The sequence below is a fragment of the Pseudomonas sp. JL2 genome, assembly GCF_031570495.1.
Classification (GTDB): Bacteria; Pseudomonadota; Gammaproteobacteria; order Pseudomonadales; family Pseudomonadaceae; genus Aquipseudomonas; species Aquipseudomonas rhizophila.
This window is the reverse complement of sequence record NZ_JAKUDH010000026.1, coordinates 1-22,087: the sequence shown is the minus strand read 5'-3', so window position 1 is coordinate 22,087 and position 22,087 is coordinate 1. Positions and strand designations below refer to the sequence as shown.

24 protein-coding genes are annotated in these 22,087 nt (G+C 59.8%); 17 read left to right on the top strand and 7 right to left on the bottom strand.

Annotated features, from left to right (window positions below; translation table 11 throughout):
• Positions 1-10: 10 nt before the first annotated feature.
• The 4 genes from alc to MKS85_RS24830 all read left to right on the top strand — a co-directional run bounded on the left by alc (position 11) and on the right by MKS85_RS24830 (position 4,284).
• Positions 11-1,006 carry an allantoicase gene (alc, locus tag MKS85_RS24845; protein WP_188252397.1) on the top strand — a complete coding sequence of 332 codons (996 nt, stop codon included), beginning with the start codon at positions 11-13 and terminating at the stop codon, positions 1,004-1,006.
• A gap of 121 nt (positions 1,007-1,127) precedes the next feature.
• Positions 1,128-1,631, top strand: coding sequence for an ureidoglycolate lyase (locus tag MKS85_RS24840; RefSeq protein WP_047229637.1), 504 nt, complete (start codon positions 1,128-1,130; stop codon positions 1,629-1,631).
• Positions 1,632-1,683: 52 nt separating this feature from the next.
• Complete coding sequence (locus MKS85_RS24835; RefSeq protein WP_188252396.1) at positions 1,684-2,991, top strand: urate hydroxylase PuuD; 1,308 nt, start codon at positions 1,684-1,686, stop codon at positions 2,989-2,991.
• A 507-nt stretch (positions 2,992-3,498) separates the two neighbouring features.
• Positions 3,499-4,284, top strand: a complete 786-nt coding sequence (locus MKS85_RS24830; protein WP_139049410.1) for an outer membrane protein OmpK — start codon at positions 3,499-3,501, stop codon at positions 4,282-4,284.
• A 74-nt stretch (positions 4,285-4,358) separates the two neighbouring features.
• Here MKS85_RS24830 and MKS85_RS24825 read toward each other — a convergent pair whose 3' ends face one another.
• Positions 4,359-5,519, bottom strand: coding sequence for a patatin-like phospholipase family protein (locus tag MKS85_RS24825; RefSeq protein WP_139049409.1), 1,161 nt, complete (start codon positions 5,517-5,519; stop codon positions 4,359-4,361).
• Between the two features lie 35 nt (positions 5,520-5,554).
• Positions 5,555-6,487, bottom strand: a complete 933-nt coding sequence (locus MKS85_RS24820) for a lipid A biosynthesis lauroyl acyltransferase (RefSeq protein ID WP_139049408.1) — start codon at positions 6,485-6,487, stop codon at positions 5,555-5,557.
• A gap of 118 nt (positions 6,488-6,605) precedes the next feature.
• Between MKS85_RS24820 and minC the strand changes: the two genes are divergently transcribed.
• The 6 genes from minC (at position 6,606) to MKS85_RS24790 (ending at position 11,253) form a co-directional block, all read left to right on the top strand.
• A complete protein-coding gene (gene minC / locus MKS85_RS24815) occupies positions 6,606-7,343 on the top strand; it encodes a septum site-determining protein MinC (protein ID WP_139049407.1) in 738 nt (245 codons plus the stop codon).
• 200 nt (positions 7,344-7,543) lie between these two features.
• The gene (gene minD, locus MKS85_RS24810; protein WP_042728954.1) at positions 7,544-8,356 is read left to right on the top strand and encodes a septum site-determining protein MinD; all 813 of its coding nucleotides are present in this window, start codon (positions 7,544-7,546) and stop codon (positions 8,354-8,356) included.
• Positions 8,356-8,610, top strand: a complete 255-nt coding sequence (minE, locus tag MKS85_RS24805; RefSeq protein ID WP_003179111.1) for a cell division topological specificity factor MinE — start codon at positions 8,356-8,358, stop codon at positions 8,608-8,610. Before minD ends, minE begins: the two co-directional genes overlap by 1 nt.
• Positions 8,611-8,715: 105 nt before the next feature.
• Complete coding sequence (locus MKS85_RS24800; protein ID WP_018612476.1) at positions 8,716-9,351, top strand: RluA family pseudouridine synthase; 636 nt, start codon at positions 8,716-8,718, stop codon at positions 9,349-9,351.
• Between the two features lie 207 nt (positions 9,352-9,558).
• The gene (locus MKS85_RS24795; RefSeq protein WP_310663154.1) at positions 9,559-10,848 is read left to right on the top strand and encodes a M18 family aminopeptidase; all 1,290 of its coding nucleotides are present in this window, start codon (positions 9,559-9,561) and stop codon (positions 10,846-10,848) included.
• A gap of 222 nt (positions 10,849-11,070) precedes the next feature.
• The gene (locus tag MKS85_RS24790; RefSeq protein WP_047229644.1) at positions 11,071-11,253 is read left to right on the top strand and encodes a hypothetical protein; all 183 of its coding nucleotides are present in this window, start codon (positions 11,071-11,073) and stop codon (positions 11,251-11,253) included.
• Positions 11,254-11,260: 7 nt separating this feature from the next.
• Here MKS85_RS24790 and MKS85_RS24785 read toward each other — a convergent pair whose 3' ends face one another.
• On the bottom strand, positions 11,261-11,992 hold the full coding sequence (locus tag MKS85_RS24785) for a UTRA domain-containing protein (protein ID WP_139049406.1): 732 nt from the start codon (positions 11,990-11,992) through the stop codon (positions 11,261-11,263).
• Between the two features lie 349 nt (positions 11,993-12,341).
• On the opposite strand from MKS85_RS24785, the gene MKS85_RS24780 reads away from it, so the two are divergent.
• From MKS85_RS24780 to MKS85_RS24755, 6 genes are all read left to right on the top strand, one after another.
• Positions 12,342-13,409, top strand: coding sequence for an ABC transporter substrate-binding protein (locus MKS85_RS24780; RefSeq protein WP_047229646.1), 1,068 nt, complete (start codon positions 12,342-12,344; stop codon positions 13,407-13,409).
• 214 nt (positions 13,410-13,623) lie between these two features.
• Entirely contained in the window at positions 13,624-14,430 is an 807-nt protein-coding gene (locus MKS85_RS24775; protein WP_107321756.1) for an alkaline phosphatase family protein, read from the top strand.
• A gap of 5 nt (positions 14,431-14,435) precedes the next feature.
• Positions 14,436-15,272 (top strand): ABC transporter permease subunit, encoded by an 837-nt coding sequence (locus tag MKS85_RS24770; protein WP_160893164.1) that lies wholly within the window; start codon positions 14,436-14,438, stop codon positions 15,270-15,272.
• Positions 15,259-16,059, top strand: coding sequence for an ABC transporter permease (locus MKS85_RS24765; protein ID WP_139049405.1), 801 nt, complete (start codon positions 15,259-15,261; stop codon positions 16,057-16,059). The genes MKS85_RS24770 and MKS85_RS24765 overlap by 14 nt, the downstream gene beginning before the upstream one ends.
• Positions 16,056-17,045, top strand: coding sequence for an ABC transporter ATP-binding protein (locus MKS85_RS24760; RefSeq protein WP_047229650.1), 990 nt, complete (start codon positions 16,056-16,058; stop codon positions 17,043-17,045). The genes MKS85_RS24765 and MKS85_RS24760 overlap by 4 nt, the downstream gene beginning before the upstream one ends.
• A 46-nt stretch (positions 17,046-17,091) precedes the next feature.
• Complete coding sequence (locus MKS85_RS24755) at positions 17,092-17,745, top strand: HAD family phosphatase (protein WP_107321754.1); 654 nt, start codon at positions 17,092-17,094, stop codon at positions 17,743-17,745.
• A 203-nt stretch (positions 17,746-17,948) separates the two neighbouring features.
• On the opposite strand, the gene MKS85_RS24750 is transcribed toward MKS85_RS24755, so the two are convergent.
• The 4 genes from MKS85_RS24750 to MKS85_RS24735 all read right to left on the bottom strand — a co-directional run bounded on the left by MKS85_RS24750 (position 17,949) and on the right by MKS85_RS24735 (position 20,369).
• Positions 17,949-18,737, bottom strand: coding sequence for a DUF2182 domain-containing protein (locus MKS85_RS24750; protein ID WP_139049404.1), 789 nt, complete (start codon positions 18,735-18,737; stop codon positions 17,949-17,951).
• A 2-nt stretch (positions 18,738-18,739) separates the two neighbouring features.
• On the bottom strand, positions 18,740-19,375 hold the full coding sequence (locus MKS85_RS24745; RefSeq protein WP_047229653.1) for a DUF1326 domain-containing protein: 636 nt from the start codon (positions 19,373-19,375) through the stop codon (positions 18,740-18,742).
• 241 nt (positions 19,376-19,616) lie between these two features.
• Positions 19,617-20,219 carry a hypothetical protein gene (locus tag MKS85_RS24740; RefSeq protein ID WP_139049402.1) on the bottom strand — a complete coding sequence of 201 codons (603 nt, stop codon included), beginning with the start codon at positions 20,217-20,219 and terminating at the stop codon, positions 19,617-19,619.
• A 9-nt stretch (positions 20,220-20,228) separates the two neighbouring features.
• Positions 20,229-20,369, bottom strand: a complete 141-nt coding sequence (locus tag MKS85_RS24735; protein WP_171061334.1) for a hypothetical protein — start codon at positions 20,367-20,369, stop codon at positions 20,229-20,231.
• A gap of 234 nt (positions 20,370-20,603) precedes the next feature.
• Here MKS85_RS24735 and MKS85_RS24730 point away from each other — a divergent pair.
• Positions 20,604-22,087: hypothetical protein (locus MKS85_RS24730; protein WP_310663153.1), on the top strand; the 1,484-nt coding region annotated here is incomplete at its 3' end.

Genomic DNA, 22,087 nt, shown 5'->3' with positions numbered 1-22,087 from the left:
GACAAGAAGAATGAAAGCTTACGCCGTACCCTTCGAGAAGTTCGTCAACCTGGCCGACGCCCGCCTGGGCACCAAGATCATTTCGGTCACCGATGACTGGTTCGCCGACGCCAACCGTCTGTTCCAGCCGACTCCGGCCGTATGGAAGGAGGGCGTGTTCGATGACAACGGCAAGTGGATGGACGGCTGGGAGTCGCGCCGCAAGCGCTTCGAAGGCTACGACAGCGCGGTGATCCGCCTGGGCGTGCCGGGTTCGATCAAAGGCGTGGACATCGACACTTCATTCTTCACCGGTAACTACCCGCCGTCGGCGTCCCTGGAAGCCTGCTTCCTGACCTCCGGCGAGCCAGACGAACATACCCAATGGACTGAAGTGCTGTCGGCCGTGGAACTGCAAGGCAACAGCCACCACTACCATGAAATCAGCAATGACCAGGCCTTCAGCCACCTGCGCTTCAACATCTACCCCGATGGTGGCGTGGCCCGCCTGCGGGTCTACGGCATTCCGTACCGCGACTGGTCGGCCGTGGGCGACAACGAACAGATCGACCTCGCCGCGGCCCTCAATGGCGGTCGCGCCCTGGCCTGTTCCGACGAACACTTCGGTCGCATGAGCAACATCCTCAACCCCGGTCGCGGGGTGAACATGGGCGACGGCTGGGAAACCGCCCGACGTCGCACCCCGGGCAATGACTGGGTGATCGTCGCCCTGGGCCATGCCGGCGAGGTCGAGAAAGTCATCGTCGACACCCTGCACTTCAAGGGCAACTACCCGGACAGCTGCTCGATCCAGGGCGCATTCGTCAAGGGCGGCACCGACAGCCAGATCGAAACCCAGTCGCTGTTCTGGCGCGAATTACTGCCCAGCCAGAAGCTGGAAATGCACGCCGAACACACCTTCGCCGAGCAGATCAAGGCGTTGGGGCCGATCACCCACATCCGTCTGAATGTGTTCCCGGACGGTGGCGTGAGTCGCCTGCGGGTGCTTGGCAAGGTGTCGAAATAAGAGTGAACCCGAATCGCGAGCAAGCTCGCTCCCACATTTGAAATGCATTCCCCTGTGGGAGCGAGCTTGCTCGCGATGGCGGCACAACAAACAACACAGAATTCAAGGTAAGAAGACCAGCATGCGCACACTCAAGATCGAACCGTTGACCAAAGAAGCCTTCGCCCCGTTCGGTGACGTGATCGAAACCGACGGCAGCGATCACTTCATGATCAACAATGGTTCGACCATGCGCTTCCATCGCCTGGCGACGGTTGAAACCGCCGAACCGGACGACAAGGCGATCATCAGCATCTTCCGCGCCGAGGCGCTGGAGATGCCGTTGACCGTACGCATGCTGGAGCGCCATCCGCTGGGCAGCCAGGCTTTCATCGGGCTGCTCGGCAACCCCTTTCTGATCGTGGTCGCGCCACTTGGCGATGTACCTGTATCAGGCTTGGTCCGCGCCTTCGTCACCAACGGCAGGCAGGGCATTAATTACCATCGCGGCGTCTGGCACCACCCGGTGCTGACGATCGAAAAGCGGGATGACTTCCTGGTGGTTGATCGCAGTGGCACAGGCAATAACTGCGATGAGCATTTTTTCAAAGAGGATGAGTTGTTGATCCTCGCCCCCCACCAATAAGAGAAGCGTCCGATCACGCGAAAACAAGCGTGACGGGCGAGAGGTAAAGACTGTGGAAGCACATATGCTGGAATGGCTGAACCTGAGCGTGCGCTGGGTTCATATGATCACTGGCGTGGCCTGGATCGGCGCGTCGTTCTACTTCGTCTGGCTGGAAAACAACCTCAATCGCGTCAACCCCAAAAGCGGTCTGGCCGGTGATTTGTGGGCCATCCACGGTGGCGGCATCTACCACCTGGAAAAATACAAACTCGCGCCGCCGTCCATGCCGGACAACCTGCACTGGTTCAAATGGGAAGCCTACTTCACCTGGATGTCGGGCGTCGCCCTGCTGTGCCTGGTGTTCTATTGGAACCCGACCCTGTACCTGCTGGCACCGGGCAGCAGCCTGAGCGGGCCCGAAGGTGTCGCCCTGGGCATCGGCTCGTTGTTCGTCGGCTGGTTCGTGTATTCCTTTCTCTGCGACTCGGCCCTGGGCAAACGTCCTGCCCTGCTCGGCCTGATCCTGTTCGTGCTGCTGATCGCCGCGGCCTACGGGTTCAGCAAGGTGTTTAGCGGTCGCGGTGCCTACCTGCATGTCGGGGCGGTCATCGGGACGATCATGGTCGGCAACGTGTTCCGCATCATCATGCCGGCCCAACGCGCGCTGGTGGCGGCCATTGCCGAGAACCGCACGCCGGATCCGGCGCTGCCGGCCAAGGGCCTGTTGCGCTCGCGCCACAACAACTACTTCACCCTGCCGGTGCTGTTCATCATGATCAGCAACCATTTCCCGAGCACTTATGGCAGCCAGTACAACTGGTTAATCCTGGCTGGGATCGCCGTGGCGGCGGTGTTGGTGCGGCACTATTTCAATACCCGCCACGACAGCAACAAGTATGCCTGGACGCTGCCGGTCGGCGCTCTGGCGATGATCTGCCTGGCTTATGTCACGGGTCCCAAGCCCATGGCCACAGCGCCGGAAGTGGCCAAAACCCCTGGTGTGATCGAGTACCAACCGTTGCCGGAAACGGCGGTGGGCGGCGGCGCAAAACCGGCGACGGCAGCGGCAGCGGCCGCACCGGCATCGACGCCGGCCCAGACCGCCAATGCCCAAGGCCCTTCGTTCGAGAAGGTCCACAGCGTGATTCAGGAGCGCTGCTCGGTCTGTCATTCGGCCAAACCCACCAGCCCGTTGTTCAGCGCCGCGCCGGGCGGGGTGATGTTCGATACCCCGCAGCAGATCCAGCAACAAGCCGCGCGCATCCAGGCCCAGGCCGTGGCCACGCAGATCATGCCCCTGGGCAATATCACCCAGATGACCCAACAGGAACGCGACCTGATCGGCGCGTGGATCAGCCAGGGGGCGCGGACCAACTGAGTCCCGCCGACATCAAACCTGACATCACCCGCTACACGTAATACCGCTGACAGGCAGACCGGCACACGACCGGTCGCCCGTCAGCGCCTGCCTGCGCCTCAACAATAAAAACAAGAGGAAAGCACCAGATGAACCAGCCCCGCCATCACGCCCCAAATTCGCCACGAATGCGCCGTTGCAGGGCACTTGAGCCCATGAATGCAGGGCCGTATCCTGCGCGGCCGTTTGAGTCCGGTGCCGCGTAAAACCAACGGATCCTGACCGATACGCCAACTATTGCAGTGTTGGCAGATATCGGTTCCCGCTGAAGACACTTTTTCGATCGCTTCAAACCACTGAACAAGCCATTTTTCCGATTTATCCCGGTCTTGGCTCAGCTCTTGCTGTCAGCGCTTGTCACAAACAAAAAGCTGACCGAACGGATGTTTTTTCCGTAGAAAAAAAGCGCCACACCAGAGCGCTGATCTTAAAAAAATGCAGTACCACTTACCTTTGGGAGCAAACTGAATGAAACGTACGTCTACCCAGCTGATACTTGCAGGCTCTTTGCTGGCCGGGGGCCAGGCGATGGCCGATGACCTGCTGCAGTGGCAGAACAACAGTCTGAGCTACCTGTACGGCAAGGATTTCCAGATCAACCCGCGCATCCAGCAAACCGTGACCTTCGAGCACGCCGATGCCTGGAAATACGGCGACAACTTCTTCTTCCTCGACCGGATCTTCTACAACGGCCAGGACGACAGCAATTCCGGCCCGAACACCTACTACGGTGAGTTCAGCCCACGCCTGTCGTTCGGCAAAATCTTCGACCAGAAGCTGGAACTGGGTCCGATCAAAGATGTATTGCTGGCCATGACCTACGAGTTCGGGGAGGGCGACAACGAGTCGTACCTGATCGGTCCGGGCTTCGACCTGGCGATTCCCGGTTTCGATTACTTCCAGTTGAATTTCTACAACCGCCAGACCGAAGGTCCGCGCGCTGGCGACAATGTCTGGCAGATCACCCCGGTCTGGGCCTACACCATCCCGGTGGGCTCATCCGATATCCTGTTCGACGGTTTCATCGACTGGGTCGTGGATAACGACAGCAACGCCAAGGGCACCTACCACGCCAACCTGCACATCGTCCCGCAGATCAAATATGACCTGGGCAAGGCATTGAAGCTGGGCGCCAAGCAATTGTACGTGGGCGTGGAATACGACTACTGGAAGAACAAGTACGCGATCAAAGACAGCGAAGGCTTCAAGACCAATCAGAGCAATACCAGCTTCTTGCTGAAGTATCATTTCTGATCCACATCGATCCTCGATGCTCAGGAAATCTTGTGGGAGCGAGCCTGCTCGCGATGGCGGTGGATGCTACTGCATCACCCCGCCGTCACCCGCAAGAACCGGCTTAACTCCTCGCGCTGAGCCAACGCATCCTGGCGTCCCAGCTCGATCAGTTCACTGCAATAGCCCGCTTCGAACAGCAGATAACTCAGCACCCCGGCGCCGCTGGTCTTGGTCGCGCCCGGCCCGCGCAGGAACATGCGCAGCGCGCGGGGCAATTCCAGGCGATGGCGGGCGGCGATTTCGTCGATCGGCTGGCTCGGCGAAATCACCAACACCTCCACCGGCGCCGCGCCCAGCGCATGAGCCGGCACGTCATCGGGCAGCAGATGACTGAAGCCATTCAGACGCTCCAACAACTCGATGTCGCTTTCCAGGCTGTCAATGAACGTGCTGTTGAGCATGTGGCCACCGATCTGCGCCAGGGTTGGTTGCTGGCCGGTGTAACTGCGCTGCAACGGCTCTGGCGAACCAAGGCCACGCGGATTGCCGCTGACGCCGATGACCAGCACGCGATTGGCCCCCAGGTGCAGGGCCGGGCTGATGGGAGCCGATTGACGCACCGCGCCGTCGCCGAAATATTCCGGGCCGATCCTGACCGGCGCGAACAGCAGGGGGATCGCCGAACTGGCGAGCAGGTGTTCCACCGACAACTGGGCCGGCACGCCGATGCGCCGGTGCCGCAGCCAGGATTCGATGGTGCCGCGGCCCTGATAGAAGGTCACGGCCTGGCCGGACTCATAACCGAACGCAGTCACCGCCACGGCCCGCAGTTGCTGCTGCGCGATCGCCTGTTCGATGCCCGAGGCGTGGAATTGAGACTGGAGAAGTTCACGCAACGGGGAACTGTCGATCAGCGCCACTGGTAACCGGGCGCCCAGGCCCAGCAGGCTGTGGCTGATAAAACGTGTCGCCTGGGCAATCACGCCCCACCAGTCGCTGCGCATCACCTGATGGCTGCGCACCGCTTGCCAGAAGGCAGTCAGGCGCTCGATGGCCGTTTTGAAGTCCATCGCCCCGCTGGCCAGGCTGACCGCGTTGATTGCCCCGGCCGAGGTGCCGACAATCACCGGGAACGGGTTATCCGCCCCGTCCGGCAACAGTTCGGCAATCGCGGCCAATACCCCCACTTGATACGCTGCCCGAGCCCCGCCGCCGGAAAGAATCAAACCTGTCACCGGTTCAAGTGGGGTCATCGCAACGCTCCGTGTTCATTAAGTGGACTACAGGCTTAACCGCGTTTGTCATACAGCTTCGGCTCGCCCGGCGGACGACTCTTGAAGCGCCGGTGAGCCCAGAGGTATTGCTCGGGGCATCTGCTGACCGACTGCTCCACCCATCGATTGATACGGATGCAATCGGCCTCTTCGCTCTCCCCTGGAAAATCTTCCAGTGGCGTCTGGATCACCAACCGGTAACCCCTGCCATCAGCCAGGCGTTCCTGGATGAATGGCACCACCCGTGCCTTGCCCAGGCGAGCGAACTTGCTGGTGGCTGTGACCGTCGCGGCCTGGATGCCGAACAGTGGCACGAAGACGCTTTGCTTGGCGCCGTAGTCCTGGTCCGGCGCATACCAGATCGCCCGTCCCGCCCGTAGCAGCTTGAGCATGCCACGCACGTCGTCGCGTTCCACCGCCAGGGAATCAAGATTGTGCCGCTCGCGCCCGCGACGCTGGATGTAGTCAAACAGCGGGTTCTTGTGCTCGCGGTACATGCCGTCGATGGTGTGCTGCTGGCCGAGCAATGCCGCGCCGATTTCCAGCGTGGTGAAGTGCAGCGCCATCAGGATCACCCCTTTGCCCTCGCGCTGGGCCTGCTTGAGATGCTCCAGCCCTTCGACATGGGCCAGCTTCGCCAGGCGCGAGCGCGACCACCACCAACTCATGGCCATTTCGAAGAAGGCGATACCGGTGGAGGCAAAATTTTCCTTGAGCAGGCGCTTGCGCTCGGCCGCGGACTTTTCAGGAAAACACAGTTCCAGATTGCGCTGGGCGATGCGCCGTCTGTCGCCGGCCACACGATACATCAGCGCACCCAATACACGACCGGCGCGCAGCAGCAGCGGATAGGGCAGCTGAACGATCAGCCACAACAGCCCCAGACCGCACCACAGCAGCCAGAAACGCGGATGAAAAAATGCAGCTCGAAAACGCGGGCGATCCATTACAGCTTCCATAAAGACATGGGCCGCGCATTCTACATCGTTCGACCCGGCTTGCGGCCCGGGGACGATCTCGTTATAAGTCTCGGCACTTTTAGTGACAAGCCGTTGTACGCCGACCATGAGCCAAACCGAACCGCTAGACCAAGATCCCGTGTTCCAGCTGAAGGGCAGCATGCTCGCCATTACGGTGCTGGAGCTGGCCCGCAACGACCTGGAGAGCCTTGACCGGCAGTTGGCGGCAAAAGTCGCCCAGGCCCCGAATTTTTTCAGCAATGCCCCGTTGGTGCTGGCGCTGGACAAACTGCCGGCCGGCGAAGGTGCCGTGGATCTGCCGGGCCTGATGCGGGTTTGTCGCCAGCACGGCCTGCGCACCCTGGCGATCCGGGCCAGCCGTATCGAAGACATCGCCGCCGCCATCGCCGTGGACATTCCGGTGCTGCCGCCCTCGGGCGCCCGGGAACGGGTGCTGGAACTGAGCCCGGTCGAGACCAGGAAAAAGCCGGAAAAACCACCAGAACCGACCATCAAGCCGACCCGAGTCATCACGTCTCCGGTACGTGGCGGGCAGCAGATCTATGCCCAGGGTGGCGATCTGGTCGTGGTGTCCTCGGTCAGCCCGGGTGCGGAACTTCTGGCCGATGGCAACATCCATGTATACGGCCCGATGCGTGGCCGTGCCCTGGCCGGTGTCAAGGGCGATACGAAAGCCAGGATTTTCTGTCAGCAGTTGAGCGCTGAACTGGTCTCTATCGCCGGGCAGTACAAGGTTTCCGAGGATCTGCGTCGCGACCCGCTGTGGGGGGCCGGTGTCCAGGTCAGCCTGTCGGGCGACGTGTTGAACATCATTCGGCTTTAACGGATACTGCCGCATTTTCCAAGCATCTCTAAAACGTAGCGAAAACGGCTTAAACGACGTAGGAAAAAGGATAAGGCAGTGTTTACCGGAGGTAGACCCCGTCCCGCATCCGATTCCAGCCAAGCCTGTCCAATTGCAGCAGTTTCAAGAGATGTTTTTCAGGGGCTGAAAAAGTCCTTTTTCCTTAGGGGTGAAACACCTTGGCCAAGATTCTCGTGGTTACATCCGGCAAGGGTGGTGTGGGTAAGACCACCACCAGCGCCGCTATCGGTACCGGCCTCGCTCTGCGCGGCCACAAAACAGTCATCGTCGACTTCGACGTCGGCCTGCGTAACCTGGACCTGATCATGGGTTGCGAGCGTCGTGTGGTCTATGACTTCGTCAACGTGGTCAACGGTGAAGCGAACCTGCAGCAAGCCCTGATCAAGGACAAGCGCCTTGAAAATCTGTACGTGCTGGCCGCCAGCCAGACCCGCGACAAAGACGCGCTGACCCAGGAAGGCGTGGAAAAAGTGCTGATGCAGCTCAAGGAAGACTTTGAGTTCGTGGTGTGCGACTCCCCGGCCGGTATCGAGAAAGGTGCCCACCTGGCGATGTACTTCGCTGACGAAGCGATCGTCGTGACCAACCCGGAAGTCTCGTCGGTACGCGACTCCGATCGCATGCTCGGCCTGCTGGCGAGCAAATCCCGTCGCGCCGAGAACGGCGAAGAGCCGATCAAGGAACACCTGCTGCTGACCCGCTACAACCCGCAACGTGTCAGCGATGGCGAAATGCTGGGCGTCGAAGACGTCAAGGAAATCCTCGCTGTTACCCTGCTGGGTGTGATTCCTGAATCCCAAGCGGTACTCAAGGCCTCCAACTCGGGTGTGCCGGTGATTCTCGACGATCAGAGCGACGCCGGTCAGGCGTACAGCGATGCGGTCGATCGCCTGCTGGGCAAAACCGTAGAGCATCGATTCCTCGATGTAACGAAGAAAGGTTTCTTCGAGCGCCTGTTTGGAGGTAGGTAATGAATCTTTTTGACTTCTTTCGTGCCAACAAAAAGCCAAGTACCGCCTCGGTCGCGAAAGAGCGTCTACAGATCATCGTGGCGCACGAGCGCGGCCAGCGCAGTACCCCTGATTATCTGCCAGCCTTGCAGAAAGAACTGGTGGAAGTGATCCGCAAGTACGTCAACATCGGGTCCGATGATGTGCATGTGGCGCTGGAAAGCCAGGGCAGTTGCTCGATTCTGGAACTCAATATCACCCTGCCGGATCGCTGATCGATCCTGCAGGTGCCCACGGCGGCTCCGGGTCCCAAAGTCCTTCCCACAGGGTTAGGAAAAAGGGCCCGAGCCGCCGTTGGCGTTTGTTACGAGACTGTTTGAATGCCCCTGTCCAACATCCGCATCATCCATCAGGACGCCGCCGTCCTGGTGGTCGACAAGCCGACCCTGCTGCTGTCCGTGCCCGGCCGGGCCGACGACAACAAAGACTGCCTGATCACCCGCCTGCAGGAAAACGGCTATCCGGAAGCGCGAATCGTGCACCGGCTGGACTGGGAAACCTCTGGCATCATCCTGCTGGCCCGGGATCCGGACACCCATCGCGAACTGTCTCGGCAGTTTCATGACCGGGAAACCGAAAAGGCCTACACAGCATTGTGCTGGGGCCAACCGGAGCTGGACAGCGGCAGCATCGACCTGCCCCTGCGCTACGACCCGCCGACCAAACCGCGCCACGTGGTGGATCATGAGCAGGGCAAGCACGCCCTGACCTTCTGGCGCGTGCTGGAGCGTTGCGGCGACTGGTGCCGGGTCGAACTGACGCCGATTACCGGACGCTCGCACCAGTTGCGCGTGCACATGCTGTCCATTGGTCATCCGCTCCTGGGCGACGGCCTCTACGCCCATCCCCAGGCCCTCGCTGCGTGGCCACGGCTGTGCCTGCACGCCAGCATGCTCAGCTTCACGCACCCGCAAAGCGGCGAACGCCTGCGCTTCGAGTGCCCGGCGCCGTTCTGAGGCATCGCGTCGCCCCCATCGCGAGCAGGCTCGCTCCCACATTGGATTGCAGGCTTACACAAGTTTTGTGTTCACCCTGAGTCCCCTGTGGGAGCGAGCCTGCTCGCGAAGGGGACGGCACATTCAACGCGTATATCAATCACTGGCCACCCTCCTCATCGCCCCCCAATACGGTAAACTCCCGCGCATTGCTGTCTGGAGTTATTTATGCGCCAAGAGTTGAACCAAGGCCTGATCGACTTTCTCAAGGCCTCCCCCACCCCGTTCCACGCCACCGCCAGCCTTGCCCAACGTCTGGAGGCAGAGGGTTATCAGCGTCTTGACGAACGCGAGACCTGGGCCACCGAGGCCAACGGTCGTTACTACGTCACGCGCAACGACTCTTCAATCATCGCTTTCAAACTGGGGCGCAACTCACCGCTGCACGACGGCATCCGCCTGGTTGGCGCCCACACCGACAGCCCCTGCCTGCGGATCAAGCCCCAGCCGGAACTACAACGCCACGGGTTCTGGCAACTGGGCGTGGAAGTTTATGGCGGCGCGCTGCTGGCGCCGTGGTTTGACCGCGACTTGTCCCTGGCCGGGCGCGTGACCTTCCGCCGCGATGGCAAGGTCGAAAGCCAGCTGATCGATTTCAAGGCGCCGATCGCCACGATTCCGAACCTGGCCATCCACCTCAATCGCGAAGCCAACCAGGGCTGGGCGATCAACCCACAGAATGAGCTGCCACCGATTCTCGCCCAGTTCGCCGGTGATGAGCGCGTCGACTTCCGCGCCGTGCTCACCGATCAACTGGCCCGCGAACACGGCCTGAATGCGGACGTGGTGCTCGATTACGAGCTGAGTTTCTACGACACCCAAAGCGCCGCGCTCATCGGCCTGCATGGTGATTTCATTGCCGGCGCGCGCCTGGACAATCTGCTGTCGTGCTACGCCGGCCTGCAAGCCTTGTTGAACGCCGACACCGAAGAGACCTGCGTGCTGGTGTGCAACGACCACGAGGAAGTCGGCTCTTGCTCGGCCTGTGGCGCCGATGGTCCGATGCTGGAACAAACCCTGCGTCGTTTGCTGCCTGAAGGTGAAGAGTTCGTACGGACCATCCAGAAATCCCTGCTGGTTTCCGCAGACAACGCCCACGGCGTGCACCCCAACTACGCCGACAAACACGACGCCAACCACGGCCCGAAACTCAATGCCGGGCCCGTGATCAAGGTCAACACCAACCAGCGCTACGCCACCAACAGCGAAACCGCCGGGTTCTTCCGTCACCTGTGCATGGCCGAGGAAGTACCGGTGCAGAGCTTCGTGGTGCGCAGCGACATGGGCTGCGGCTCGACCATCGGCCCGATCACCGCCAGTCAGTTGGGTGTACGCACGGTGGACATCGGTTTGCCGACCTTCGCCATGCACTCGATCCGCGAGCTGTGCGGCAGTCATGACCTGGCGCACCTGGTGAAGGTGTTGAGCGCGTTTTATGCCTGTCGTGAGTTGCCATAGCTGCCGTTGCAGCTAACCCCTGTGGCGAGGGAGCTTGCTCCCGCTGGGCTGCGCAGCAGCCCCCTGCATGCAGGTTTGCCAGTGCTGCGCACTGGAGCGGGAGCAAGCACCCTCGCCACAATGATGTCCGCCTCAAGATTCGAGGTGGCCATGACATACATCATCACACCCCGGCAAAACCCCAACTAGACTGACCTTATCCCCTCCGACAAGGCCGTCGCCATGATTCCGATGTCTGCGTTCAATGCCATGCTGGTGCCCATCATCGCCGGCATGATTCTGCTGGCCATCGGCTTCAACTTCCGAGACAAGAACGTCGGGGTGTTTGCCATGTGGATCGGCATGTTGTTGATCCTCGCCACGGTGGTGTTCAGGATCCTGGCCAAACTCAACGAGTCGATCTGACCTCACCTCAGGCAGCCGACGGTTGTTCCGGCACGTCCACCCCCACGTGAATCGCATCGTGACGCCAGAACTCCAGGTCACAATCGATCAACCGCTGATACTGGTCATAATTGACCCGGGCAATCCGCAAGCCAGGGCTGCCAACCGAGACTTTCAACGCCGCCGCCGCTTCAGGCTGTAGCGAGGTCGGCACAATCTCGAACTTCACCCGGCCGTAGTGCAAGTCGTAATGACGGGCGTACAACTCGGTGATGGACTGATTGAGGTCGAATTCGAGGATGTCCGGGAAGTACTGCGGGTTCAGGTAGTGCTCGACATACAGCACCAGCCGCTCATCGATACGCCGCACGCGGCAGATCTGGATCACACTGGACAGTGCCGGCAATTGCAACCAGGCACACACTGCTGCCGAAGCCGGCTGCAGACGGGCCGAGATCACCTGAGTGGAAGGCACTCGCCCCTGGGCAGTCACCATGGCGTGGAAATGGCTGCGCTGCATCAGGTTATAGGCCAAGCGTGGCGGCGAGACAAACCAACCACGGCGCTCCTCGCGATAGATCTGCCCCTGGGCTTCGAGCTGTAACAGCGCTTCGCGCACAGTGATGCGTGTAGTGCCGAACAACTCACTGAGCTTGCGCTCGGCCGGCAACTTGCTACCGGGCGCCAGCAAGCCATGGTCGAGCTGCTCCTGCAGGACTTGCCCGATGGTTGTCACCGCTTTGGTTGTCTCGATGCGCATCAACGTTACCTATCTGGACTAGACCAGCACTCTTTCGGGGCGAAATCGATGGAACATCCATCCGTTTCTCATGCTTGCAAGCCTAGGCACTGCACATGACTGGTAGATGACAGAACCGCCGAACGGTTCATTGCCATCCCTGCAAGTTAGCGGCCAACTCCTTGCAGATCAGCCGCTTAACCATGGTCTACGCTTAGTTGGCAGCCACTTTGCCCCCGCCTGGCACATGCCGGCATCTCCTGCACCGACATCAAAATGTCACAGGGCTCGCCTACATTGGCTCAGGTATTGCTGACCTAGACCAACACAACCGCAATCGCAGCGTTGAAAACGCCCATAGGAGCTTCGGATGAAACAGTTTTTCCTGGCATCACTGTTAGGCTCGACCATTGCCATGTGCACTGTTGCCATGGCCGCTGACACCGATTTGAAAACACTGGAAGCCGCTGCGAAAGCGGAAGGCACCGTGAACAGCGTCGGCATGCCCGATGACTGGGCGAACTGGAAAGCCACCTGGGATGACCTGGCCAAAATCTATGGCTTGAAACACATCGACACCGACATGAGCTCGGCCCAGGAAATCGCCAAGTTCGCCGCCGAGAAAGACAACGCCAGCGCCGATATCGGTGACGTCGGCGCAGCTTTCGGCCCGATCGCGGTCAAGCAAGGCGTGGTTCAACCCTACAAACCGAGCACCTGGGAACAGGTTCCAGACTGGGCCAAGGACAAGGACGGCAACTGGGCCCTGGCCTACACCGGCACCATTGCTTTCATCGTCAACAAGAAGCTGTTGCACGGCTCCGAAGTGCCAACCAAATGGGCCGACCTGAAAACCGGCAAATACAAGGTTTCCATTGGTGACGTGAGCACCGCCGCCCAAGCCGCCAACGGTGTGCTGGCAGCGGCCCTGGCCAATGGCGGCAACGAGAAAAACGTTCAACCGGCCTTGTTGATGTTCGCCGAGATCGCCAAGCAAGGGCGTCTGTCCATGGCCAACCCGACCATCGCCACCATGGAAAAAGGTGAAGTCGAAGTCGGCGTGGTCTGGGACTTCAACGGCCTGAGCTACAAGGCCAAGATGGCCAACCCGGATGATTACGTCGTACTGATTCCATCCGACGGCTCGGTCATCTCCGGCTACACCACCATCATCAACAAATACGCCAAGCACCCGAACGCCGCCAAACTGGCTCGCGAGTACATCTTCAGCGATGCCGGCCAGATCAACCTGGCCAAGGGCAACGCCCGTCCGATCCGCGCCGAGCACCTGACCTTGCCTGAAGAGGTCAAGGCCAAGTTGCTGCCCAACGAACAGTACAAAGGCGTGACCCCGATCAAGGATGCGGATGCGTGGGAAAAAACCTCCAAGACACTGCCGCAGAAGTGGCAGGAAGAAGTGATCATCAATATGGAGTGAGGCAATAGCTCCCGCTCGGAAATCCACTGGAGATCCAATTGTGGGAGCGAGCACTGTGGGAGCAAAGCTTGCTCGCGATGAACGATGAAACGGTCTTGCAGTTGAACCGTGTCGCCTTCATCGCGAGCAAGCTCGGCTCCCACAGAAGCTGGCTTCCACATCAGGTCCCTGGTGAATCCGAGTTTCCTGGTATCTGTCCGGAGTCCCGCTACCCATGAAGCACAACGTCATCCTGGTGGTGCTCGACGGCCTCAACTACGAGGTCGCCCGGCATGCCATGGGGCATTTGCAGGCCTATGTCGGCGCAGGACGCGCGGCGCTCTACACACTGGAATGTGAACTGCCCGCCCTGTCCCGTCCGCTCTATGAATGCATTCTGACCGGCGTCGTGCCCCTCGACAGCGGGATCGTGCACAACAATGTCTCGCGCCTGTCGAACCAGCGCAGCATCTTCCACTACGCTACCGCAGGCGGTTTGAGTACGGCAGCCGCGGCCTATCACTGGGTCAGCGAGCTCTACAACGCTTCGCCGTTCGTGGCCGGTCGCGATCGTCATACCGACAACCCCGAGCTGCCGATTCAATACGGGCATTTCTACTGGAATGACCACTACCCCGACTCTCATCTGTTTGCCGACGCCGAACACCTGCGTCAGCGCTACCTGCCGAATTTTTTGCTGGTGCATCCCATGAACATCGACGATGCCGGCCACAAGCACGGCCTCGACACCCCGCAATACCGCAACAGCGCCCGCTCGGCCGACATCAACCTGGCGGTTTACCTGCAAGCCTGGCTCGACGCCGGATACCAGGTGCTGGTGACATCCGACCACGGCATGAACAACGACCGCTCCCACAACGGCCTGCTGGCTGAAGAACGGGAAGTGCCACTGTTTGTGCTGGGCAACGGCTTCAGCCTCAACCCCAACGCCGCACCCCGGCAGACTGAACTGTGCGGCACCATTTGCCAGTTGCTCGGCGTTGCCCACGACAAACCCTATTGCCAGGAGTTGCTCAAGTGAATGCCATGACGCGCGGCAAATGGCTGGCAGCGTTGTGCCTGGTGCCCTTCGCGATTTTCTTCATCGTGTTCCAGATCGCGCCGCTGCTTTGGGTGCTGGTCAACAGCCTGGAATCGGAAGAGTTCGGCTGGGGCCTGGCCAATTTCAGCAAGATTTTCAGTTCGAAGTTCTACCGCCAAGCGATCCAGCACAGCCTGGAAATCAGTTTCTGGTCCAGCGTGTTCGGCATCATCATCGCCGTGCTGGGCAGCTATTCCCTGCGTCGGGTCGATTCGCGCCTGCGCAACTTCGTCAACGCCTTCGCCAACATGACCAGCAACTTCGCCGGCGTGCCCCTGGCCTTCGCCTTCATCATTTTGCTGGGGTTCAACGGCAGCATCACGATCATGCTCAAACAGGCGGGGATCATTGAAGATTTCAACCTGTACTCGAAAACCGGGCTGATCATCCTCTACACCTACTTCCAGATTCCCCTGGGCGTACTGCTGCTCTACCCGGCCTTCGACGCGCTGCGCGAGGACTGGCGCGAATCCGCTGCGCTGCTGGGCGCCAACGGCTGGCAGTTCTGGCGGCACATCGGCTTGCCGGTGCTGACCCCGGCGCTGCTGGGCACGTTCGTGATCCTGCTGGCCAATGCGCTCGGTGCCTACGCCACGGTGTATGCGCTAACCACCGGTAACTTCAACGTCCTGCCGATTCGCATCGCCGCCATGGTCTCCGGGGACATTTCCCTCGACCCGAACATGGCCAGCGCCCTGGCCGTGGTGCTGGTGGCGCTGATGACCCTGGTGACCGTCGTCCATCAGTTGCTGCTCAAGAGGAGCTACCATGTCTCGCGCTGAATCGAGCTCTACCGGGCTCTATCATCGGCTGGTGGTGTATTTGCTGTTCGCCATCCTGCTGTTGCCCCTGGCCGGCACGCTGATCTACTCCATCGCCAGCAGTTGGTCGGCCACCGTGCTGCCCAGCGGTTTCACCTTCAAGTGGTACGTGCAGTTGTGGAGCGATCCGCGTTTTCTCAACGCCTTCGGTCAATCGCTGATCGTCTGCGTCGGGGCGCTGGTGCTGTCCGTGGTACTGATCCTGCCCCTGCTGTTTGTGGTGCATTACCACTTTCCAAAGCTCGACGCACTGATGAACATCCTCATCCTGCTGCCCTTCGCGGTGCCGCCGGTAGTGTCTTCAGTGGGGCTGTTGCAACTCTACGGTTCCGGGCCGCTGGCGATGGTGGGCACGCCGTGGATCCTGATCGGTTGCTACTTCACCGTTGCCCTGCCATTCATGTATCGGGCGATCACCAACAACCTGCAAGCCATCAACCTGCGCGACCTCATGGACGCCGCCCAACTGCTAGGCGCCAGCACGTTCCAGGCGGCTTTGCTGGTGGTACTGCCGAACTTGCGCAAGGGCTTGATGGTGGCGTTGCTGCTGTCTTTCTCGTTTCTGTTCGGTGAGTTCGTGTTTGCCAACATTCTCGTCGGCACTCGCTATGAAACCCTGCAGGTGTACCTGAACAACATGCGCAACAGCAGCGGCCACTTCACCAGTGCGCTGGTGATTTCCTACTTCTTCTTCGTACTGGTCCTGACCTGGGCGGCCAACATCTTGAACAAGGACAAAAGCCAATGAGCTACGTCAGCGTCCAACACCTGCAAAAAAGCTATGCCGGCACACCGGTGTTCAGCGACATCAATTGCGAAATCCACAAGGGCGAGTTCGTCACCCTCCTCGGCCCTTCCGGCTGCGGCAAGTCCACACTGCTGCGCTGCATTGCCGGCCTGACCGCGGTGGATGCCGGACAGATCCTTCTGGACGGACAGGACATCGTCCCGCTGAGCCCGCAGAAACGCGGGATCGGCATGGTGTTCCAGAGCTACGCCTTGTTTCCCAACATGACCGTGGAACAGAACGTCGCCTTCGGCCTGCGCATGCAAAAGGTTGCGACCGAGGACAGCCGCCAACGGGTACTGGAGATTTTGCGGCTGGTGGAGCTGCACGACTTCGCCGCTCGCTACCCCCATCAACTTTCCGGCGGCCAATGCCAGCGCGTGGCCCTGGCCCGCTCCCTGGTGACCCGCCCGCGCCTGTTGCTGCTGGACGAGCCGCTGTCGGCCCTGGATGCACGGATTCGCAAACATTTGCGCGAGCAGATCCGACAGATACAACGCGAACTGGGCCTGACCACGATCTTCGTCACACACGATCAGGAAGAAGCGCTGACCATGTCCGACCGGATTTTCCTGATGAACCAGGGAAAGATCGTACAAAGCGGCGATGCCGAAACCCTTTACACTGCGCCGGTCGATGTCTTTGCCGCCGGCTTCATCGGCAACTACAACCTGCTGGACGCCGACAGCGCCAGCAAACTGCTGCAACGGCCAGTGACCGGTCGCATCGCCATTCGCCCGGAGGCCATTGAACTGAGCCGCAGCGGCGAGCCCGATGCACTGATCCGCAGCCACAGCCTGCTGGGCAACGTGATCCGCTACCGGGTCGAGGCTCGCGGCGTAGAGCTGGTGGTCGACGTGCTCAATCGTTCCGCCGCCGATTTGCACCCCGATGGCACACGACTGTCACTTTCCATCGATTCGACGGCGCTGTGTGAGGTAGCCTGATGGCTTTATTGATTTTGAAGTTGATTCTGAAAAGGGAAACGCGCTGATGGCCCTGGCAATTTTTGATCTGGACGAAACCCTGATCCACGGCGATTGCGCCACCCTCTGGAGCGAGCAGATGGGGCGCCTGGGCTGGGTCGATCCAGAGTCGTTCATGCGTCGCAACAATGAGCTGATGGACGCCTACAGCCACGGCAAGCTGCGCATGGAAGAATACATGGACTTCAGCCTGGAACCGATGATCGGCCGCACCCCGGAAGAAATCGAACACCTGGTGACGCCGTGGGTGGAAGACTTCATCGAACCGATCATCTTCAGCGACGCCACCAAAACCATCGCCGAACACCGCAAGGCCGGTGACCGGATCCTGGTGATCTCCGCCTCCGGCACGCACCTGGTCAAGCCGATTGCCGAACGCCTGGGCATCGATGAGATCCTGGCGATTGAGCTTGAGGTGAGTCATGGGGTGTACAGCGGCAAGACCGTCGGCACCCTGACCTATCGCGAAGGCAAGATCGCACGGCTTCTGGACTGGCTGGATGCCGAGGAGGAAAACCTTGAGGGCGCGAGTTTCTATTCCGACTCGCGCAACGACCTGCCGCTGCTACAGCGGGTGGATTACCCCCATGTGGTAAACCCGGATGCGGTGTTGAAGGCCCATGCCGAATCGGCCGGGTGGCCAATCCATACTTGGAAATGAACACTGAGCAGTCCCAGGAAGAACACCCAGGCTTTTGTGGCGAGGGAGCTTGCTCCCGCTCGGCTGCGCAGCAGTCGTAACGCCGGTTGACGCGATCTGCCTGGGCAATTGCGTCGTCTCGATTGGGGCGGCTACGCCACCCAGCGGGAGCGAGCTCCCTCGCCACGGGGAAGTAGGTGTGTCGGTAACCCCTGGCAGTCAGCCTAGCCCAGCAACAGCCACAGGCTCCAGCCGAGCAACAACACACCGCAGATACGACTGAGCCAGAGTCCCTGCGGCAGGTTCTTCTCCAGCAGGATGAAGGCACCGATCACTGCCACCCAGAGCAGGTTCATCACGCCGACCACGAACAGCAGGCCCATCAGGGCCCAGCAGCAGCCCAGGCAGTAAGCGCCATGGGCCAGTCCCATGCGCCAGCCGCCGAGCACGCCGGGGCGCCAGTAGCCGAGAAGAAAATGCAGTGGCCCGCGACAATGCTCAAGGCAGACCGCCTTGCTTGGCGACCACTGATAGATGCCTGCGACCAGCAGCAGGCCAGCGCCCAGCGCGGTACTGCTGCTGCGCATCCCCGGACTGAGCAAGGCCAGCCGCTCGAGCGCCCATTGCAGCGCCGTGGCGCCCAGGGCGAAACCAACCCAGACCAGGCCATAGGCGCTGCAGAACAGCAGCAGGGCCAGGTGTCGCTGCGGTGCCGGCATGCGCTTGCGCAGCATCTGCTGGTAGATCAGCAGCATGGGCAAGGCGCTGGGCAACATCATGCCGATCATCATCACTGCCCACATGGCGAACATCAGCAGCGCATCGCCCAGGCTCCAGGGCATAAGCATACCGGCCATTGCCGCATCGGCCATGCCGCCCGGCGCACTCATGTCACGGGCCATCTGCAGCAGTATCAGCCAGGCCAAGGCGGTCAGCGCGAGCAGACAGAGCAGGAACAACAACTGCTCGCCTGTCAGTCGCTTGCTCTGCGCCGCCGCCTGGGGTTCTGCCATCTTTACGGCTCTATGCCATGACCGGTGAAATGCACGTGGGCGAGGTGGCTATGGCTGTCCTGGGATTGAAGCTTGAGCGCTGAATGCGTCTGGTAGCTGCCGCTGGCCACTTCAGCCTCAAGGAACTCGAAGCCGTTGGGCAGGGACAGGCGGACTCGATGAGGTGAACCGTCGATCGGGCTGCGGATCGGCTCGCCGCTGGCCTGCAATACGCCGGGAATGTCCAGGTGCGCCAAACGCTGATCGACATCGATGGACAGGGTGATGGGCACGAACTGCGGTTCGAACATTTCACTCATGGTGCTGCTGAACACCTGAAACACGTTGGCCCCGGGGTCGCTCTCCAGACCAGAGAGGATGGTCAGCAGGGCTTGGCGTTGCGCCTCGTCGGCGCGTTCATCGATGAACACCTGACAACTGCCGTTGCCCTCATGGATGGCGCCCGGCCAAGCGAAGGTGGCGGCCCAACACAAGCCTCCCAGTGCCACTTGATTGAAATACCCGCGTTCCACTCGCATCGACGCCACCGCGTGGCAGTGGCCATGGGTCGGTGGCGCATCGAATTGACAGGGACAGCCCCAATTGCAGTTGCAGGCAATGAATTCGACGCCCTGCATGCGCCATTCGGCGATGGTCATGATCAACCTCTTCACCTGGCGGGTGAAATGAAAGCTGCGGTTACCCCCATCCCTCCATTAGTTAACGCTAGCAGGGTGCGCGCATCGGCTATGGGCTGCCGACCAAAGGTCGGTTTGCCTGGGTTCGCCGCCAGGTGAATCTTGCTGGTATTGCCGACTCGACCTTTCCCTACCCCTCATCCCTGCCATTGGCCGCACCTGCTCTGTGCTGGTGAGGCTGCGAAACGGCAGTAGGCTAGAGCTAGAGGCCGCAAAACACCTGCATCGCATTCAGGGCCGTATCATCCCCACTGCCCTGATCGGGCTCCACCTTGGTCTGGAATCCCCTCACCTTCTTGGCACCGAGGCCATCGAGGCAACTGTAGAATCCGGTCCATTCTCCCCACGCCGCTGGCGGATCACCTACCAGGGTTTGCGACCCACAACTCATCTTGATATTGCCGGCGGCAGTATCGTCCTTCGACCCCTTTTCCTTGTCCCGCCCCTGAAGCCGCTCCACCTGAATGGCAAACGCGATGACGGGATGCTCACGACAAATATAGTCATCGCCCCAACTGCCCCACTTCCCCTCAAGGCTTCGGATGTAAGTTTTCGTTCCGTTGACCCCACTTTTGCATATAAGCTGAACCGCATTCAGTGCGCTGTCGTCGCCGCTGCCTTGATAGGGTTCACTTTTGAGTCGAAACCCCCAGACATATTGCCCTTGGGGGCAGTATGCCGCCGTCCCCCAATCTCCCCATGGTCCTTGTTCTGATGTGTCTGAAGGCACTTGCCCTCGGGCGGCCTCAACGACGATCAACGAAAGTGCACAAACCAGCACGTGTAGGGCGATTTGATCTGACATGGCAGCGCCCTACTTAAACCTGAAAAAGGTATTTGCCAGATCCAGAATTACTTTTTCGTCTTGCCTGTCCATATCGCCGTCGCCATCAATGTCGGTTTTGACATTAACGTCAACATCCTCCAGGGTCAGGCGGAGTTCTTTCGTAGCCATCACAACACCTCTTCTGGTAGTGGACACTTATCTATTACTCTCGAAATTCACTCTAGGGCGCCTTTAGATGCGGTGTCTACTGTCAGACTTTACAGGTCGCTCAAGCTAACCGACAGATGGCGCTATTTCTTCCTTTGACCTGTTATTTCTAACAGTAGACGCATGGCTGTATCCGCAGGTTAATAACTCCACGTTCTGTTTTGACTCGACAGTCACCCCACGACGGGAGCCCTCATGAGCAAGTACTTTGAACAGTGGAACTTTACCCACGCCAGCATAAAGGCACTCACGGCCCTCGCGCTCGCCGTATTATTTGGTTGCGCCACTCAACTGCCGTCGCCACCGCCCGACATTCAGTCTTCCAGTAGTTATGAGCGTTCCGGTGAGGAAACAGCTCAAAAACTGACCACGGCTTATCACAATACCGCCGCCAACTGCGGCACGCCCACCACGCCAGCCTTTCTCTGCTCAGGGGTAACGCTACGCATCACTAAAACCAGCAATAATTACGATCCATGGGATCATAGCGACTTCTCAAGAAAAACCGACGCAGTCTCATTTTCTTATTTGAGAGCCGATACAAAGTTTGTTCGCACTCCATGGTATGGGCTCAATGGTTTGATTTTTTATCCTTATTTAAATGCCCCTTCCGGAAAAATAAAACCCGAAGTGATCTGCTTCTTCCCTCTCGACGGTGATACGTTTTATCGCGATGCCGCTGGGCAGTATGGATGCAGAGACAGTATCGTGCCTCCGCGAGTATTTGCTGATAGCACGCCTTGTCGAGAGCAAAACATTACCACCGCGGAACAATGGGTGGCTCATTATCGAAAGGTCTCTCAATATAGAACCGCGCACTCCTGCGCCTTTATGGTAACGAGCAGCCTGGATGCAGAGGCGGTCCAAGGCTTCAACCAAGCCATTCGGGTTCGTTCATTGATCCCCACTGAGGCTTTTGCCGATCACAACGAGCTGCGCATCAAAGCCTGGCCTGAAAATCAGCCCGGCGTATTGCCGATTCAGGCCTTCTTCTACATCGATACAGGGCTGGCGAATGCCCGAATCGACCAACAGAAATATTACGACCGCACCGGGGGCATGGTGGTCCCCATCATTCGTTTGACCTTACCCAGCACCGCGTCTGCAGATGCCACGTTTGTCTATAACGCCGCGGACCAGGCTGTCCTTCCCATCACCCCGGGGAAACTCAAACCCAAGGTTCCCAAAGCTTATAACGCAGCGGGCGACCACCTGAAAATGAGCGATATCTATACCGACGCTCATGTGGATGTTGAAATACCTCACTACACCGGTATGCATGGAACCGATACCATCCGGGCGCGCTGGCAGGGTCGGGTCAACTACAACAGTCCAATTATCCCCGTCGGTGATCCCCCCGGAAAAAGACTGATCTCAATTCCTCGTCTGGAAGTTGTCGACAATATCGGTCGCTCTGTCGAGGTCGGCTATTCCGTCAAGGAAAAAGGGGTTGGTGAGACGATAGAGTCAGACAGGCTGACACTGCATATCGATCCGCAAGCAGTTCATCCATTACCCGCCCCCAGTTACTCGGCTTCCAAAGTGACCGTGAACTATGGCGGCCAGACTGGTTATACCGTCAGGGCCCGATGGGTGGGTGTGACAACGCGCGACACTGAAACACAGGATGTGACCACCGGCCAGGCCAATGTATTTAATATCCCCAGTGCCTGGATAAG